Here is a 17262-nt window from a genome sequence, read left to right as displayed (position 1 = left end):
TTTAAATAAAGAATTATTGCTGTCTAACTAGCTTCGTAATCCGACCGTCGAAGATCCACTCTGCCACGTATACGTTGCCTTGCGAGTCAACGCAAACGCCATGCGGGGAGCTGAATTTGTCTGGACGATAGTATGATTTTGGCAGGTTCGGCCAGCCTTGTTGCTTGTACGCTTGCTGGTCCTCGCCGAGGTGTGTAATGAGGCGGTCATTGCGGTCGAGCACCGTAATGCGGCTGTCGAGATCCGGAATGTACACTTCATCACCGAAGAAATAGAAGCTGCAAGGCAAGTCAAGGTTGTGCTCGACGAAGCGCTTGTGCTCTCCTTCGAGCGTGAACACTTGAATACGGCTGTTACGGCGGTCAGCTACATAGATTTCCGGCTCTTCACCGCGCAGGTTAATCGAGATGCCATGCGGCTCAATCACTTTGCCCGGCTCCGAACCGCGTCCGCCCCACGAGCGGATATAGTTGCCCTTCGCATCGTAGTGGTGAATATGGAATTGGCCATAGCCGTCCGAAACATAGATATCGCCATTCGGCGCAACGCACACATCCGTCGGTACGTAGCGGCGCTCCGCATCGTACAGATCCGGACGCTCAGGACGGCCGATCTCAAGCAGCGTCTCGCCATCCAGCGTTGTCTTCACAACAAGCCCGCGGTTCGTATCTGCAAAATAGAGATACTCGATGCCGTCATTGTCGCGATGGAGATAGAAGCCGTGAGCGCCACCTTCGAACTCAGGACCCCACGAAGTAATGAAATTACCGTCTTTATCAAATTTGATAACGGAATCTTTGCCGGTATTATGTACGTATACGTTATCATTCTCATCTACGACGATACCGTGTGTATAGCCGTATGCAATGCCCTCCGGAAGCTTGCCCCAGCCTTGTGCAACTTCATACGAGTGAGAGGCGCTACCAATAATTAATTTCTCTGACACGTCACATATCTCCCTTCAAGGTTTCGTACATCCCCAAGTATACCAAATATTGAGTGGCAAACAAGGAACCATTTGGGAATTTCAGATGAAAAAAAAGCAATAGCCGCCAGTAGCAGCCATCGCCTTCACTTTTATATCGTCCCTCTTCACAAACTCAGACACTCGCCCCATACTGCGCGTCGGCAACGACCGTTTGAATGCCATGCGTCTGCGCTATGGACGCGAGCTGCTGCGGCAGCGCCTCATCCGTTATGAAGCCTTGCAGCTGCGACAGCGGCGCGATCGAGAACAAGGATGTTCGGCCGATCTTCGTATGGTCGAACATCGCGTAAGTCGCCTGCGAGCGGCGAATCATTGCTTTCGCGATATGCGCCTCCTGCTCGGAATAGGTTGTGATACCGCCAGTCGAGGAGACACCATCGACGCCGAGGAACATTTTGCCGATATGCAGCTGTCCGATCATCCCTTCACCAAGGGGTCCGCATAGCTCGAAGCTGTTGTGGCGCATCATGCCTCCGGTTACAACGACGTTAATATCGCTGCCCGCCAGCTCCATCGCGACATTAACGGCATTCGTGACAACGGTAATGCCTCTGCGCGTCTTGATCAGCTTGGCGAGATAATAGTTCGTTGTCCCGCCGGACAAGCCGACAACGTCACCTTCTAGGATAAGACTTGCCGCCGCAGCCGCAATCCGTTCCTTCTCCAAGAACGACAGCCCTTCCTTCTCGGCAAAGGGCAGCTCGCGCACGGCATTCATCCCATCATACATCGCGCCGCCAATGGTACGTATGACCGGCTCTGACTTCTCCATCAGCTCCAGGTCGCGGCGTGCCGTCGCCTCCGATATGCCGAATCGGTCCACGAGCTCCTGGATCGTAATCCGCCCCTGACGCTTCAGCACATTCATAATCTGTTCCCGCCGTCGCTGTCCTTTTGACGAACCAGCTTCAGCCATCTATCGCTCCACCCAGCCTTTATCCGATAATCGGCGCTCCACGGTTGCCCAATCAGGCAGCGCTTCCCAGTCACCGCGGCTTTGCACGACAAGCGCCCCGCTAATGCTGCCTAGACGAACCGCTTCCAGCACGCTCATCCCTTTGAGCAGACCTGCAAGGAAACCAGAGCAGAAGCCATCGCCCGCTCCAACCGTATCAATGACGCGGTCGACTGGGTAGAATGGCACATCTACCGCTTGCCCGTTCTCCAGCACCACGTTCGTGTCGCCCACGCCCTTCACGATGCTAACAGCAGGCAAGTTAACCAGCTTCGCCTTCACGTCCTCAAAATCATCCGTATCATACAGCAGTCTCAGCTCATCCCAGCCAGGCAGGAAGTAATCCACCTGCTCCGCTAACGGCAGCACCACTTCACGCGCTTCTTCAATCGACCATAGCTTCAGACGCAAGTTCGGATCGAAGCTGATCTTCACGCCCGCTTCCTTAGCTGCAGCAACCACAGCGAAGATCGTCTCGCGACAGTTCTCGCTTAGCGCTGGCGTAATACCGGTAATGTGCAAAATCTTGCAGCTGCGTATGTACTCCAGATCGAGATCGCTCAGCTTCATCTTGCTTGCCGCCGAATGCTTGCGGTAGTAGTGGACCGTCAGCTTGCCTGCGACCGTCTCACGGAACATCATGCCTGTCGGCGCATCAGATGACAATGATGCCCGTGACACATCGACGCCTTCACCGCGAATCCGCTTCAGAATGGAGCGTCCGAACGGATCGTCGCCTAACGCTCCGAACCAGCCGACAGCTTCACCAAGTCTCGCAACGCCAATCGCAACATTGCTTTCTGCACCGCCGTAGCTCTGTTCCAGCATCGCCGATCCTTCAATCGCCCGATGATCTTGCGGCATGAATAAAGCCATCGTCTCGCCAAATGTCAATAAATCCGGCGCTGTCTTCGTCATGGTTTCCCCTCCAAATTGACTTTCGGGCAGGTTAGATGTCTTTGAAGATTGGATATTTCATGAAATATAGAATGACAAGATAAATAACAAGAATGATAAGGCTCAACGCACGCGCTTTGGCAATGTGGGCCGATGCGCTCTGACCGCTTTGAATCGCTGTAGCAATACGTTTCAGAGGTTTAGTTACGATGCCGCCAAGCGCTGCGATAGCCAAGAAGAGCAACGTGACGATAATCATCCAAATCACTTTGTACTCGCCTTGCGACATCAAGTAGCCGCCAGTCAGCAGCTGCAGCACAAGGAAATATTGGGCAATCCGATTAGCAGAAACGAGCCCTGAGGCAAGTCCAGCTTGTCCTGCGCCGTCAAGCTTGGATGCGCGGCCTGCCATCAGCGGCAATACGATATAAAAGCCCATCCCAGTCGCACCGATTACGTGCAAAAATAACATAAAATCCAACATGCTTTACTTCCTCCTTAATGGTTCGATACATTAGCATACTCCAGCATCCGCTATAATGTATTATCCTAACAAGTATACTAAAACGCACGCTCCAATACAAAAAATAGCTTTATTCGTATGAAGGTGTCAAACGATGCTTAACCATGACCGCTTTGATAGCAAAATAATCGACTTCTTCCGGTAGTGCCTCTTTGATCGGCTTCAGCTTGTCGCTTCCGACTTGCTGAATAGTCTCCACGATGAGCGTCTCATACTGCTCGGGGATGAACGCCGCCCAGTCTAACTCCTCGCCTTCCTGAGCGCAGCGCAGCAGATGGTTCTCGATCGTCACGCGGCTCATGCCGCGCATTGCAGCGATGTCAGCAAGCGACTTGCCTCTGCCAATCAAGGTGAGCGTCAGCAAATGGCTTGGCAGGCTCTCGAGCTCGGCTAGCTCCGCAGCATCCGCCTGACTAATCTGTGCCTTTGGTTCAGCTGCAGCCCGGCTCGGTTGTACTGCCGCTGTTGGTTGTAGCTCTACATTGCCTGTGGCAACTGACGGATTCCCCGAAGCTGCCCCCTCTTTAAATTCACGCACAATGGCGATCACATCGGTGCCATACTTGCGAGCTTTCGCCTCGCCGACGCCCTTCACGCCAAGCAGCTGCTCGGACGTAACCGGCTGCCTGTCGGCAATTTCACGCAGCGCCGCATCGAAGAATAGCATGAACGGCGGGACGCTCTCTCTTGCAGCCGTCACGCGGCGCCACTCACGCAGCGCTTCGAACAGCGGCGTGTTCGCGGCAGACACATTCGTGCCCGACGTTTCTCTACGCTTGGCTGCAGCGCTCTGCCGGCGGTGTACGCTTACCTTGCCTTCCAATACAGGCAGCGCTTCCGCCGTCAGCGATACAGTCGGATATTCCCCTTCACTGATCCGCAGATAGCCTTCAGCAACGAGATAGTAGAGCAGATCGGCAATCTCCTTCTCCGCCCAGCTTCGCATGAGTCCATACGTCGATAGCCTGTCTAGCCCGAATTCAAGTATCCGCTTCTCGCGCGAGCCTTTGAGTACTTTCGCAGCAAGCGATATGCCGAAGCGTCCCTTCAGCCGCCCAACGCATGAGAGAGCCTTGCGAGCATCCTCTGTTGTATCAATCATCGCGCTCTGATCGAGACAATTGCTGCATTTGCCGCATTCTGGAACATCCGCTTCGCCGAAGTAACGCACGATATATTGCAGCAGGCACTTCTCCGACCGGCTGTAATGCATCATCGTATACAGCTTGTTCAGCTGAATCGTCTTGCGTTCAGGGTCTGTCGTGCTGCGATCGATCAGGAATCGCTGCACCTGCACATCCTGTGGCTCAAACAGAAGAACGCAATCGCTCTCCTCCCCGTCACGCCCAGCACGCCCAGCCTCCTGGTAATACGATTCCACATCGCCAGGCATCTGCCAGTGAATGACATAGCGGACGTTAGGCTTATCGATCCCCATACCGAATGCATTCGTGGCCACCATCACGCGGTGCTCGTCAAACCGGAACTTCTCCTGCGCGTCCGCCCGCTCCTCGTCATTCAAGCCGCCATGATACTTGCCCGTTGCAATGCCGAGCTTCAACAAGTCATCGCACACTTCCTCGGCTTCTTTACGGGTTGCCGTGTATACAATGCCAGATTGGTCTGGACGCTGCTTGACGAAGTCGCGAAGAAACTTCCGCTTGTCAGTCCCTGTCACGACGGACAGTGTGAGGTTCGTACGTGCAAATCCGGTTACGAAAATATTAGGGCGTTTGAGACCCAGCATCGCTGCAATATCTTCCGATACCTCAGGTGTTGCCGTTGCCGTAAATGCCGCTACTGGCGGGCGATTCTCCAGCCTTCCAATCCAGCCTGCCAGCTGTCGGTAGCTTGGACGGAAGTCATGCCCCCACTGCGAGACGCAGTGTGCTTCATCAATGGCGATGAGCGGGATATGCATTTGGCTCGATAACGAATCAAACATCGTGCTGTCGAGGCGCTCTGGCGCAACGTAAAGCAGTTTATACACGCCTTGCGCCGTTTGACGGACTACTTCGCGATATGATTCCGCGCTAAGCGAGCTGTTCAGATAGGCAGCCGATACGCCAAGCCGATTAAGCGCATCCACTTGGTCTTTCATAAGCGAGATGAGCGGTGATACGACAATCGTCGTGCCAGGCAGCAGCAGCGCGGGGAGCTGATAACAGATGGACTTGCCCCCGCCTGTTGGCAGGATGGCGAGCGTATCCTTTCCTTCCAGCACACCTGCTATGATGTCGCTCTGACCTTTACGAAAGCTGTCGTAGCCGTACACCTGCTTAAGCGTGCGCAGTGCTTCTTCTTGAATCATTCCTGCTCCTCCTTCCATATTCAAAAATGAAGACCCTGACAAGAATGCAGTCAGGGTCTCATGTGCTTCATGAGGTTATCGTGCTCGATTGCTTCTACTTGTTGCTTCCGGCGTCGACGATTGCGATGACACCGCGGACCGAGTTCGCTGACTTCTCAAGCGCCGACTTCTCCTCGGCCGATAGCTCGAGCTCGAATATCTTCTCGATACCGTCGCCGCCTAGAATAACAGGCACGCCCATGAACAAGTTATTGTAGCCGTATTCGCCTTCCAGAAGCGCGATGACGGGCAGTATTCGTTTCTTGTCTTTCAATATCGCTTCTGTCATTTGAACAAGCGAAGCGGCTGGCGCAAAATAGGCGCTGCCGTTGCCAAGCAAATTGACAATCTCGCCGCCTCCGACACGCGTCCGCTGCACGATTGCTTCAATCCGGTCTGCCGGTATGAGCTTCTCGATCGGAATACCTCCGACATTCGAATAGCGAACGAGCGGAACCATATCGTCGCCATGACCGCCGAGCACGAAGCCGCGAACGTCTTCGGTAGAGACATTCAGCTCTTCGGCAATGAAGGTGCAGTAACGGGCTGTATCAAGAACACCTGACTGTCCAATGACACGATGCTTCGGAAATCCGAGTGCCTGATAAGCGACGTAGGTCATCGCATCTACAGGATTAGAGAGAATAATGATATAAGCATCCGGGCTTGTCGCTTTAACATTCTCGCAGACCGATTTGACAATGCCGGCGTTGGTGTTGACTAAGTCATCGCGGCTCATGCCTGGCTTGCGCGCAATCCCTGCCGTAATGATGACGACAGACGAGCCCTTCGTATCCTCATAGCTGGAAGTACCAATGATCTTGGAATCAATGCCTTGAACCGGCGTCGACTCCATCATATCCAGTGCTTTGCCTTTGGTCGGGTTCTCAAGCTGTGGAATATCGACGAGAACGACATCGCCAAGCTCCTTCTGGGCAAGCATTAACGCGGTAGTCGCACCTGTAAAACCTGCACCAACAACCGTAATCTTATTCCGTTTAATCGCCATCGTACACTACCTCCTAATAGACATAGGATTAGTTTCCCCGATTGCAACGTCTTTAAGCTTCTCTTCGCGTCTAGTTTCTAGTCGTCGCTCATAGCGACAGCCGCCTCAAGCGGCCAACTCACTCGAACGCATATAGCGTGCAAAAACCGCAATAGCGAAGGCTATGCGGTTTTTGCGAAAGCGGTGCACGCACCACTCAATATATAGACTCTGTAACTCCCACGTTATACCTTCCGGTTTCCAAAGGGTGGTAACCCCTGGGGTCCCCTCCTCTGGAGGGGATTTAGGGGAGGCATAAGCATGGGGTAAATAGGGACGCTCCCTATTCCAGTTGTATTACAGGTTTTTAATGATTTCGTCAGCGAATGCAGAGCATTTCACTTCTGTAGCGCCTTCCATCAGGCGTGCGAAGTCATAAGTTACTGTTTTGTTGTTGATTGCTGTTTCCAGACCTTTGTAGATGGAATCAGCCGCTTCTTGCCAGCCAAGGTGCTCAAGCAGCATTACGCCGGAGAGGATAACCGAGCCTGGGTTTACAACGTCAAGGTCAGCGTACTTAGGCGCAGTACCGTGAGTTGCTTCGAAGATTGCGTGACCAGTCAAGTAGTTGATGTTCGCGCCTGGTGCGATACCGATACCGCCAACTTGTGCAGCCAGTGCATCGGACAGGTAGTCACCGTTCAGGTTCAACGTTGCGATAACGTCGAAGTCTGTTGGACGAGTCAAAACTTGTTGCAGCGCGATGTCCGCGATTGCGTCCTTCACGATCAGCTTGCCAGCAGCTTCTGCTTCTTTTTGTGCTTTGTTAGCAGCGTCAGTGCCTTCTGCTTCTTTGATACGATCGTATTGACCCCATGTGAAAGTCTCGTTAGCGAATTCTTGCTCAGCGACTTCATAGCCCCAAGTTTTGAATGCACCTTCAGTGAACTTCATGATGTTGCCTTTATGAACAAGTGTCAACGTTTTACGGCCATGTTTCAGCGCGTATTCAATCGCAGCACGTGCAAGACGTTTCGAACCTTCTGCGGAAACTGGCTTAATGCCGATACCCGAAGTTTCTGGGAAACGGATTTTGTTAACGCCCATTTCATTCTGCAAGAAGGAGATTACTTTCTTAACTTCGTCGGAACCTTCTTGGTACTCGATACCAGCGTAGATATCCTCAGTGTTCTCACGGAAGATAACCATGTCTACTAGCTCAGGACGTTTAACCGGGGAAGGTACGCCGTCGAAGTAACGAACTGGACGCAAGCATACATACAGGTCAAGCTCTTGGCGAAGCGCAACGTTCAGGGAACGGATACCGCCGCCGATTGGCGTAGTCAATGGACCTTTGATTGCTACGATATATTCGCGGATTGCAGTCAGCGTATCAGCTGGCAGCCACTCGCCGTAAGTATTGAATGCTTTCTCGCCGGCGAATACTTCGTACCAAGCGATCTTCTTCTCGCCGCCGTATGCTTTCTCAACAGCTGCATCCAGAACGCGCTTGGATGCTTTCCAGATGTCACGGCCTGTGCCGTCGCCCTCGATGAAAGGTACGATTGGGTTGCTCGGCACATTAAGTACGCCGTTATCGATAGTGATTTGTTGTCCTTCAGTTGGTAACGCGAATTTTTCGAGTTTCATTAGTTGAAATCCTCCTATAATTTGAAGTGCGTATAATCGCTTTACATAACATGACGGGAGCCGGCTGTCCGCGCTTTATAAGGCGCTGGCAGTCGGCACCCCGTCACGACAAGGCCGCTTCTTTCAGCTTAACGATCTGCAATTGGAGTAACCTTTTGATCGACTGGGCCTGTGTACTCAGCACGCGGACGGATCAAGCGGTTGTTCTCGTATTGTTCAAGAATATGTGCTGTCCAACCTGTGCAACGGCTGATCGCGAAGATCGGCGTGAACAGATCGCGCGGGATTTGAAGGGTTGTGTATACAGATGCAGAGTAGAAGTCAACGTTCGGCTTCAGACCTTTTTGACCTGTAACAAGCTCTTCAATCTTAACGGACATCTCGTACAATTCCATGTTGCCTGTCAATTTGCCAAGCTCACGGGACATCTTCTGCAGATGCTTCGCACGCGGATCGCCGTTCTTGTAAACACGGTGACCGAAGCCCATAATTTTCTCTTTGTTCGCAAGCTTCTCGTTGATATACGATTCAACGTTGCCGAACGAACCGATTTCTTCGAGCATAACCATTACCGCTTCGTTCGCACCGCCGTGCAATGGGCCTTTGAGGGCACCGATTGCGGAAGTTACGCCGGAGTAGATATCCGAAAGCGTAGCAACCGTAACGCGTGCTGCGAATGTGGATGCGTTAAGCTCATGGTCTGCGTGAAGTACAAGGGCTTGGTCAAGTGCTTTAACAGCTACTTGATCCGGCTCTTGGCCAGTCAGCATGTATAGGAAATTGTAAGCAATGGAAACGCCCGACTTCGGAGCAACTGGCTCTTGGCCTTTGCGAATGCGGTCAAATGCAGCAACAATCGTCGGGATCTGTGCTTGCAGTTTAATCGCCTTCTTAATGTTCGCTTCTTGCGACATCTCATTAGCGGATTCATCATAAAGCGCAAGGCTCGAAACCGCCGTACGGAGTGCTGCCATCGAGTTCGTGTTGTTTGGGTACAGCTTCATTTGTTCCAGCACTTGCGCTGGTACAGCTGCGTATTCACCAAATTTCTTGATCAGATCGTTTAGCTCAGATTGGTTCGGAAGCTTACCGTACCAGAGCAAGTAAGCTACTTCTTCAAAAGAAGCATGCTCAGCAAGATCATCGATGTTGATCCCGCGATATGTCAGTACCCCATCAATAATGGAGCTGATCGAGGATGTCGTTGCGACAATACCTTCCAGACCTTTGGTCACTGTCATGTTTCTCTCTCCTTTTGTCTCTTTTATTTAAAATAAATGGAGTTACGTTAACAATAATTGGATTCGAGTTCCACAATCGTCGTTTTAATCATATCGGATTTTGACCTGGAAGTGAACAAAATCGGACATAAAATTGCTTTATCGCTACCATAAAGGTTTTTTCTTCTACTTAACCTGCATTGATTTTTCCCTAAACATTTCACTTTTACCCGCTCAAAACTACACTTTATTGCGACTGTCCCAAATGGTAAGATGTGCAATATAACAAGACTGGCTTCACGCCTCTAAGGGGACTTTCGAATGACTGAACAGCGCATCGGCATCATTGATATCGGCTCCAACTCCATTCGGCTCGTCGTCTATGAACGCACAACCGGCGGCGCCCACCGTGTAATCGACGGCAGTAAACGTTCAGCAAGGCTAAGCGAGCAGCTGGATGACGACGGAGCTCTGCCAGAGCAATCCATAAGTGAGCTTGTGGATATGGTGAATCACTTCCGGCTCATTTGCGCGCATCATCGCACGGGCCACATCCGTGCTGTTGCAACAGCAGCTATCCGTAATGCAACGAATCAGAGCCATATCCTGCGTCGCATTGAAGCAGAATCCGGCCTGCCGATCGAGCTGCTCTCCGGTAAGCAAGAAGCCGATTACGGCTACCTCGGAATGATTAACTCGATGGCCATTGAAGACGGCTTCCTGATCGACATCGGCGGCGGCAGCACAGAAGTATCCCTGTTCAAGAATCGGAAACTTGTCCATGCCGTCTCATTCCCATTCGGCTGCGTCAGCATGACGAAGCGATATGGCAAAGGCGGGATGCTCTCGGATCAGCAGCTGAAGGAACTTGAGAAGCATGTTGAAGATAGAATTGAACAGGAAGCTTGGCTCCGCAGCTCGCCGCACTTGCCGCTTGTAGGAATCGGCGGAACGGTGCGCGCGCTAGGCAAGGTGCATCAGGCACATGTCAAATATCCGTTCCCGAGTACGAATAATTATCCGATTGATGCGGCTTCGACCGATGAGCTGTTCGAGCTGCTTCGGAAGCAGCCTCTGGATAAGCGAAGCAAAGTACCCGGTCTGTCGAAAGACCGCGTCGATATTGTGGTTCCAGGCGTTGCAATCTTACGCACGATCTTCCGCGCAATCGGCGCTTCTCATTATCTAGTCTGTGCAGCGGGTCTCAGGGATGGCTTATTCTACGCCACCCGCTTCCCGGAGATGCCTCGACTAGATGATGTCATTACTTACAGCGTTAATAATCTCGCAGCCCTTCACCCTGAAGCGCCAATGCAGCATACATCGCAGGTGAACCGCACGGTGCTGAGCTTGCTTGATCTGCTTGGTTCGAGGCTGCCAGAGCCTGACCGCGCACGGCAGTACCTTGACATTGCTTCGATTCTGCACCGAATCGGCGCAAGCATCGATTATTACGATTATAAGAAGCATACTTTCTATCTAATGATCAATTCGCATATTAATGGATTATCTCATCGGGAGCTCCTCATATGTTCCTTGATTGCATCCTATAAAGGCAAGAGCCGTGTGAAACAGACAGCTGCCGAGTACAAGCCGTTACTAATCGAAGAAGATATTGATTTGGTATGCAAGCTTGGCGTTGTGCTGCTGCTGGCAATCGCACTCGACCGCAGTGAAACGCAAGCAATCGGCAAACTGAGTATCGAAGCCGCGGGCGGCAAGCTTCACCTGCGTGCGCTGCGTGCCGAAGGGATGCTTGCCGTTGAACGCAAGGAAGTCGATTCACTCGCAAGCGACTTCAAGAAGCAGTGGAACTTAACCCCCTGCTTGCAACCGCCCGACTATCGGTAGCTCTTCCATTTGCGAATATTTTTTGCATGGAATTGGCTTCTAAGTGCTGGCTGCTCATTCCGCACCGGCTCATAACCGCCGTCAGATTGCAGCTCACGCGCCTTCTTATTGTCTTCCAAATTAAGCTTAAGCACGTTCATTAACGTCTTGCGCAGTTTGGCGTCAAATACAGGGCACATGAGCTCAATCCGGCGGGTTAAGTTACGAGTCATCCAATCCGCGCTGGACAAGTAAACCTCTTCATTGCCTCCGTTACTGAAGTACATAATCCGCGAATGCTCCAAGAATCGGTCTACGATGCTAATGACGCGAATATTCTCACTCTGTCCAGGTACTCCCGGACGAAGGCAGCATACGCCGCGCACGATCAATTCGATACGTACGCCGGCTTGCGACGCTTCATACAGCTTATCGATCATTTCCTGATTTGACAAGCTATTCATCTTAGCAATAATATGCGCTGGCTTCCCTTCCGCCGCATGCTGCTTCTCTCGGTCCATAAGATCGAACAGCTTCTGCTTGAGGTCTGTTGGCGCAACGCCGAACGCTTTCCACTCATATGGCGAAGAGTAGCCGGTTATCTCGTTGAACAAAGCGGATGCATCTGCTCCGATAATCGGATGTGACGTAAACAAGCCAATATCCGTATACAGCTTCGCAGTGCTGTCATTATAATTGCCTGTGCCGACATGGACATATCGACGAAGCATGCCTTGCTCCCTCCGCACGACGAGCGTTATCTTCGCATGCGTCTTCAAGCCTACGAGGCCGTAAACGACATGGCATCCCGCCTTCTCCAGCTGACGCGCCCATGCGATGTTCCGTTCCTCATCGAACCGAGCCTTAAGCTCCAGGACCACAGTCACTTGCTTGCCTGATTCCGCGGCCATCGCCAGCGCTTGAACGAGAGCGGATTGACCGCTTACTCGGTAGAGGGTCATTTTGATCGCGAGAACGTCTGGGTCATGCGCCGCATCCGTCACGAAATCCGTCACGGCTTCGAACGATTCATATGGATGGTAGAGCAGCACGTCTTCCTGCCTTATGACGGAGAACATATCATCCTCGTCGAACTCATGCGGATAGACCGGCTCGATGCGCTCGAAACGAAGATTATCATAATCCGGCACCGCAGAAGCAAACTTCATTAAGAAGCTTAGGTCGAGCGGCCCATCAATTTCAAACAAGTTCTCGCCTTGCTCAAGCTCTTCCTTGAGCATCTGCAGCGCATAAGGATGCATGCCTTTGCCATATTCTAATCGAACCGGAAGCCCCCAGCGTCTGCGGCGAATCTCCTTCTCAATCTCTTCGAGCAGATCCTCAGCACCTTCTTCGTTTAACGTAAGGTCCGCATTGCGGGTTAAACGGAACGGATCAACCGAGATCGTCGTATATCCGTTAAAGAGCGTGTTGATATGCCGCTCAATCAGTTGTTCGAGCAGCAGATATTCATGCTTCTTGCTATTCATTCGGTTAGGGAGTTGGATGAACCGGGATAGAATAGACGGAACTTGTACGATTGCAAAGAACGGCTCTTCTTCCTCGGGCATATTCTCGCGGCCGAGCAGTACAGATAGATAGAGCTCCTTTGTATGAAGCAGCGGGAACGGTCGGCTCTGGTCCACCGCCATCGGCGTCAGCACGGGAAAGACGATGTCAAAGAAATAATCGTCGACCGCTTTCAGCTGTTGAGCGTTAAGCTCGTCAATTTGGCGGAAGCAGATCCCTTCCTTCATTAAACCTCGCAGCACTTCGCGATAGGTGCGATACTGCTCAACCACCATGAGACCAGTGCGCTTCATCAGGCGCTTCCATAGTCCAGCAGGCGAATAGCCGGTAAAATCACGCTTCGTATAGCCGGCCTTTATTTGATCTTGAATGCCTGCTACGCGCACGCTCATAAATTCATCGAGGTTGCTTGAGACGATTGCCAGAAATTTAGCCCGCTCAAGAAGCGGATTATCCTGGTCCTGCGCCTCCTCCAGCACTCTGCGATTAAACTCGACCCAGCTCAAGTCGCGGTTTACGTAGGGCGACATTAGTTTGTTCATTGAGTAGTCCTCCTGCTATGCCCGAATAATACAATTATGAAGTGTCAATGTTTATCACATGTTAACGATTTGTAAATAAGGCGTAAAGTTAATGCGGATCGTACTTTTTTTGGTAACTATGCTACACTGGAAATGGAAAGACCATGCCCGCCTGCACAATATAAAGGAGTGATCTCTCATATGGATCGTGTCATTTGGAAACGGATATGGCGCGCGTTTCTGCTGCTTCTCGGACTGGTAGGCGCAGTGCTCGCTGTTATTTATATAACGCCGCTAGTGTATCCATTTTTACTCGGCTGGCTGCTCGCCTATGCCATTAATCCGATTGTAAACATGCTGAATCGGAAGCTGAAGCTGCCACGCTGGATTGGCGTGACTCTGACGCTGCTTGTATTCGTCGTGGCGATGGTTACGATTGTATCCGCGCTCGTGACGCGTATTGTGGTCGAAATCATTCATCTATCCAAATCGGTCAGCAGCTCGATCGACTGGTGGCGCGATGAATTCGAATCTATTGTGGCTTCGCCGGAGATTCAGAACCTCATCGGCAAGCTCAATTCCTTCTACGATGCAAATCCGAATTATCACGATACAATTAACGCTCGTATATCCGACACGGCCAATTTGCTCGCACAAACAAGTACCAATATTATAACCTATTTCCTAAATGGCATTGTGAATATTATTACTTCCTTGCCAAATGTAGCCACGATTATGATCGTCGTGCTACTCGCTGCTTTCTTCATCTCGAAGGATTGGAGCGTCTATGTCAAGCGGATGGGGGGCTGGTTCCCTGAGCAAATCAGGCAGTCGTCGTCAGTTGTCTGGGTTGACCTGCAAAAAGCATTGTTCGGTTATTTGCGTGCTCAGTTCATTATGATATCAATCACAGCGGTCGTTGTGACAATCGGTCTCCTCATCATCGGCGTTGATTATGCAATTACGATCGGCATGCTCATCGGACTCGTTGATCTGCTCCCTTACCTTGGAGTTGGAGCGGCAATGATCCCTTGGATCGCGTATACGTTCATCTATGGTGAAGTCTCGCTCGGCATCAGCTTGTCCGTTCTCTATGGGGTCATTCTGGTCTGCAGACAGACGATCGAGCCGAAGGTGCTTGCAAGCAGCGTCGGTCTCGAAGCGCTGCCGACGCTAATCGCGATGTTCGTCGGGCTCAAGTTATTCGGTGTCGTCGGCCTCATTATTGGGCCGGTCTCGCTTGTTATCCTAACTGCGATACATAGGGCAAATGTGTTTCGGGATTTATACTGGTTCGTCGTACGCGGTCCAAAATAAAGTCAAATAACGTCCTGCTCACCATGAGCAGGACGTTATTTGTTAAAGGGAAACTATTTATAGAAATCGTTTTGCTTACCTGCGCTTACTAGGATGCGTCGTCTTTCTCTTTTCTTCTCTACGGACACAGGTAATCTGCGGTCACATCGTCAAGCACGAGCACCCAGTCGTCCTGCCGTCCGCAGGAAGGAGGGGTGAACCTCCGCTCGCCATGATTGTCCACCATCCCGCCAAGATGCGATTGACCCGTTCGCGGATCATACCAATGCACATTCAAGACGCCGCCTGATATAGTGCCTAACCGGATCTCGATCGGCAGACCGTTCGGACTATAAACGAAGGCATAGTCCTTGCCTCGGCATGCTTGCAATCGGCCGCTGCCCTTATAATTGCGGACGAGCAGCGACTGATCCGGCACTCTGCCCAGCATCGGCCTCGCTGTCATCAGCCGTTGGACATATTTCATGTGCGCGGCACCCGGACGCGAGATGGCATCCTGCCAGGTCATGATAAAATAGTCGTTCGGCTCCGTTATCATCGGCCAGACGCAATGGTGCCCGTAGGTATGGCCGAATGCGCCGGCAAACAGCGCGAAGTACGCCGCCTGCCTCGCATCCTTCGCGTCGAAGAACCCGTTCTCCGTCTTGAAACCGACCGGATGATCCTCATAGCAAGGCTCGCCGTCGAGGACTGGCTTCGGCGGAACGAGCTTATAATCGCTCGCAATCATCGCCTCGTTCGGCACGTTTGCTTCATGGCCGGATTGGATCATGTTGAAATCCAGCCACTCCTCTTCATGCACCGAGATGGACGATGTTTGTCCGCCGTTCGGATGCAACGTTATGAGATTAGCGCCGCCATCGGCTTGACGGAGCGCCACCGCCATAGCGTGAATAATGCCCAAATGCCGTCTGTTCGTCAGCGGGCGGTCTCCTCCGAGAATCCATACGAGATTACGGCGAGTTCGGTATCGGCTCCCGAGCCAATTGCCGTAAACAGCCGCATTGTCCGAGTTGAAGATTTCCGGCCCGCCACCCCAAGCCGCGTGAATTCGATCCCCCCATGTCGGGAGCATCCCAATATATAAGCCATAGTGAGCAGCGCGATCGACAATATAATCCACATGATCCCAGTATCCGTATTCGCCATCTAGCGCAAGATCAGGAAGCGTAGGGTCGCAATCGCCGTTCTCGTTGTGGAGCAGCGGACTTCTGCCATAGGCATTGTCGGCCCGAGTCATATCCGTCGCTCCTAAAGCAATCGCTTGAATGACCGTGAAGCCCTGCTCCGCCCGATGACGCAAATAACGATCTGCTTCCTCGCGGTTCAATCGCAGGAACAACTCCCACGCCGTATCTCCAAGCCAGAAGAACGGAGTACCGTCTTCTTGAACAATATGCCGCTTGTCGTCGCTTATCCGCAGCTTCTGCAGCAACGTGGATCGTTCAGTCATCGCTTATCGTCAACCTCTCTCGCATGTGTCAATCTCCGTTACCGGATGTCCGCAACATGGACCCGGCGGCCGCTTTCGAACGATTCGATCGCCGCCAAGGCCAAGACGAGCGCCCGGCGGCCGGCGCGTGCATGCACTGGCGGCTCGCTGCCGCAGCGGAAAGCCGCGATAATCGCGTCGAAATGACGATCCACCGTAGCATGGAAGCTGCGGTCCCAATCGTTGAAGAACCCTGCCTCCCATACTTCGCTGCATTCGCTGCCCACAGGGGAATAGGTGAATTTCCTTACGTTATCCTCGACAAGCACGCGTCCGCCCGAACCGCATATTTCCAGATGCTGGGCGCCTGTATGCGAGAAAGACGCGTCGTAGGAGCCGATGAAGCTCCCGACAGCGTCGTTCTCAAACCGTAGCGACAGCGCGAACGACCGGAAGCCGCTGCCTGTCACATCCGTCATTTCCGCTTGAATCGAGCGGATGGGACCGCACAGCGATTCGATCAGATCAAAGCCATGGCAATTGAATTCGATCAATGCCCCGTAGCGGTGGCCCGGATCCCATGCGCCGGAGAAGCGCCACGCCGCCCACGCTGGCGTACCCACTTTGCCTTGAAGAATCGCATCCTTGGCCAGCTGTGCCGCCTTACTGAACCGATGATTGAAGTTGATGGCGAAGAACAGCTGCCGCTTGGCCGCTTCTTCCAGCAGTATATCGGCCTCCGCTAAGCTGTACACCAGCGGCTTCTCTACGAGGAGCGGATACCCTTTCTGTATAACGTGCAGCGTCGTGTCGAAATGTTCGAGATGAGGCAGGCAAATGCTAACCAAATCCGGCTTCTCCTGCTCCAGCATCTCGTCAATATCCGTGTACGCGTTCGTATGATACTTAGCAGCCAGCTGCTTCGTCCGCTCATGCGACCGCCCCGCTACTGCGCACAGCTCAACATCGGGCCGGTCTGAGAACGCGCGGCAATGCTGCGTGCCCCAGCCTCCAGGACCGATAACGGCAACCTTAACCGGCCGTATGTCTGACATGCTAAC

13 protein-coding genes are annotated in these 17262 nt (G+C 52.4%); 2 read left to right on the top strand and 11 right to left on the bottom strand.

Going from position 1 to position 17262, the window contains the following annotated elements; all coding sequences use genetic code 11:
• Positions 1-13: 13 nt before the first annotated feature.
• The 8 genes from AC0YNX_RS28815 to citZ all read right to left on the bottom strand — a co-directional run bounded on the left by AC0YNX_RS28815 (position 14) and on the right by citZ (position 9592).
• Positions 14-946 carry an NHL repeat-containing protein gene (locus AC0YNX_RS28815; RefSeq protein ID WP_475819154.1) on the bottom strand — a complete coding sequence of 311 codons (933 nt, stop codon included), beginning with the start codon at positions 944-946 and terminating at the stop codon, positions 14-16.
• A gap of 154 nt (positions 947-1100) precedes the next feature.
• Positions 1101-1904, bottom strand: coding sequence for a DeoR/GlpR family DNA-binding transcription regulator (locus tag AC0YNX_RS28810; protein ID WP_475819153.1), 804 nt, complete (start codon positions 1902-1904; stop codon positions 1101-1103).
• Positions 1905-2861: a sugar kinase gene (locus AC0YNX_RS28805; RefSeq protein ID WP_475819152.1), complete on the bottom strand. Its 957-nt coding sequence runs from the start codon at positions 2859-2861 to the stop codon at positions 1905-1907.
• A gap of 31 nt (positions 2862-2892) precedes the next feature.
• A complete protein-coding gene (locus AC0YNX_RS28800) occupies positions 2893-3324 on the bottom strand; it encodes a hypothetical protein (RefSeq protein ID WP_475819151.1) in 432 nt (143 codons plus the stop codon).
• Between the two features lie 109 nt (positions 3325-3433).
• The gene (recQ, locus tag AC0YNX_RS28795; protein ID WP_475819150.1) at positions 3434-5674 is read right to left on the bottom strand and encodes a DNA helicase RecQ; all 2241 of its coding nucleotides are present in this window, start codon (positions 5672-5674) and stop codon (positions 3434-3436) included.
• Positions 5675-5768: 94 nt separating this feature from the next.
• Positions 5769-6722: a malate dehydrogenase gene (gene mdh, locus AC0YNX_RS28790; RefSeq protein WP_475819149.1), complete on the bottom strand. Its 954-nt coding sequence runs from the start codon at positions 6720-6722 to the stop codon at positions 5769-5771.
• Between the two features lie 336 nt (positions 6723-7058).
• Positions 7059-8351: an NADP-dependent isocitrate dehydrogenase gene (icd, locus tag AC0YNX_RS28785; RefSeq protein WP_475819148.1), complete on the bottom strand. Its 1293-nt coding sequence runs from the start codon at positions 8349-8351 to the stop codon at positions 7059-7061.
• Between the two features lie 128 nt (positions 8352-8479).
• Positions 8480-9592 carry a citrate synthase gene (gene citZ / locus AC0YNX_RS28780; protein ID WP_475819147.1) on the bottom strand — a complete coding sequence of 371 codons (1113 nt, stop codon included), beginning with the start codon at positions 9590-9592 and terminating at the stop codon, positions 8480-8482.
• Positions 9593-9892: 300 nt separating this feature from the next.
• Here citZ and AC0YNX_RS28775 point away from each other — a divergent pair, with 300 nt between their 5' ends.
• Positions 9893-11422 (top strand): Ppx/GppA phosphatase family protein, encoded by a 1530-nt coding sequence (locus AC0YNX_RS28775; RefSeq protein WP_475819146.1) that lies wholly within the window; start codon positions 9893-9895, stop codon positions 11420-11422.
• On the opposite strand, the gene ppk1 is transcribed toward AC0YNX_RS28775, so the two are convergent.
• On the bottom strand, positions 11413-13473 hold the full coding sequence (ppk1, locus tag AC0YNX_RS28770) for a polyphosphate kinase 1 (RefSeq protein WP_475819145.1): 2061 nt from the start codon (positions 13471-13473) through the stop codon (positions 11413-11415). The two genes, AC0YNX_RS28775 and ppk1, sit on opposite strands and share 10 nt — an antisense overlap.
• Positions 13474-13653: 180 nt before the next feature.
• Here ppk1 and ytvI point away from each other — a divergent pair, with 180 nt between their 5' ends.
• The gene (ytvI, locus tag AC0YNX_RS28765) at positions 13654-14769 is read left to right on the top strand and encodes a sporulation integral membrane protein YtvI (protein ID WP_475819144.1); all 1116 of its coding nucleotides are present in this window, start codon (positions 13654-13656) and stop codon (positions 14767-14769) included.
• Between the two features lie 118 nt (positions 14770-14887).
• Here ytvI and AC0YNX_RS28760 read toward each other — a convergent pair whose 3' ends face one another.
• Both AC0YNX_RS28760 and AC0YNX_RS28755 read right to left on the bottom strand, forming a co-directional pair.
• Complete coding sequence (locus AC0YNX_RS28760; protein WP_475819143.1) at positions 14888-16222, bottom strand: glycoside hydrolase family 140 protein; 1335 nt, start codon at positions 16220-16222, stop codon at positions 14888-14890.
• A 38-nt stretch (positions 16223-16260) separates the two neighbouring features.
• Entirely contained in the window at positions 16261-17256 is a 996-nt protein-coding gene (locus AC0YNX_RS28755) for a Gfo/Idh/MocA family protein (protein ID WP_475819142.1), read from the bottom strand.
• Positions 17257-17262: the final 6 nt, after the last annotated feature.

The organism is Paenibacillus sp. J31R98 (assembly GCF_056269245.1).
This window is presented reverse-complemented; position numbering and strand designations above follow the sequence as displayed.

Coding starts and splice junctions, on each gene's coding strand:
- AC0YNX_RS28810 (WP_475819153.1), bottom strand. CDS start 1,904: ATGGCTGAAGCTGGTTCGTCAAAAGGACAGCGACGGCGGGAACAGATT.
- AC0YNX_RS28805 (WP_475819152.1), bottom strand. CDS start 2,861: ATGACGAAGACAGCGCCGGATTTATTGACATTTGGCGAGACGATGGCT.
- AC0YNX_RS28800 (WP_475819151.1), bottom strand. CDS start 3,324: ATGTTGGATTTTATGTTATTTTTGCACGTAATCGGTGCGACTGGGATG.
- recQ (WP_475819150.1), bottom strand. CDS start 5,674: ATGATTCAAGAAGAAGCACTGCGCACGCTTAAGCAGGTGTACGGCTAC.
- mdh (WP_475819149.1), bottom strand. CDS start 6,722: ATGGCGATTAAACGGAATAAGATTACGGTTGTTGGTGCAGGTTTTACA.
- icd (WP_475819148.1), bottom strand. CDS start 8,351: ATGAAACTCGAAAAATTCGCGTTACCAACTGAAGGACAACAAATCACT.
- citZ (WP_475819147.1), bottom strand. CDS start 9,592: ATGACAGTGACCAAAGGTCTGGAAGGTATTGTCGCAACGACATCCTCG.
- AC0YNX_RS28775 (WP_475819146.1), top strand. CDS start 9,893: ATGACTGAACAGCGCATCGGCATCATTGATATCGGCTCCAACTCCATT.
- ppk1 (WP_475819145.1), bottom strand. CDS start 13,473: ATGAACAAACTAATGTCGCCCTACGTAAACCGCGACTTGAGCTGGGTC.
- ytvI (WP_475819144.1), top strand. CDS start 13,654: ATGGATCGTGTCATTTGGAAACGGATATGGCGCGCGTTTCTGCTGCTT.
- AC0YNX_RS28760 (WP_475819143.1), bottom strand. CDS start 16,222: ATGACTGAACGATCCACGTTGCTGCAGAAGCTGCGGATAAGCGACGAC.
- AC0YNX_RS28755 (WP_475819142.1), bottom strand. CDS start 17,256: ATGTCAGACATACGGCCGGTTAAGGTTGCCGTTATCGGTCCTGGAGGC.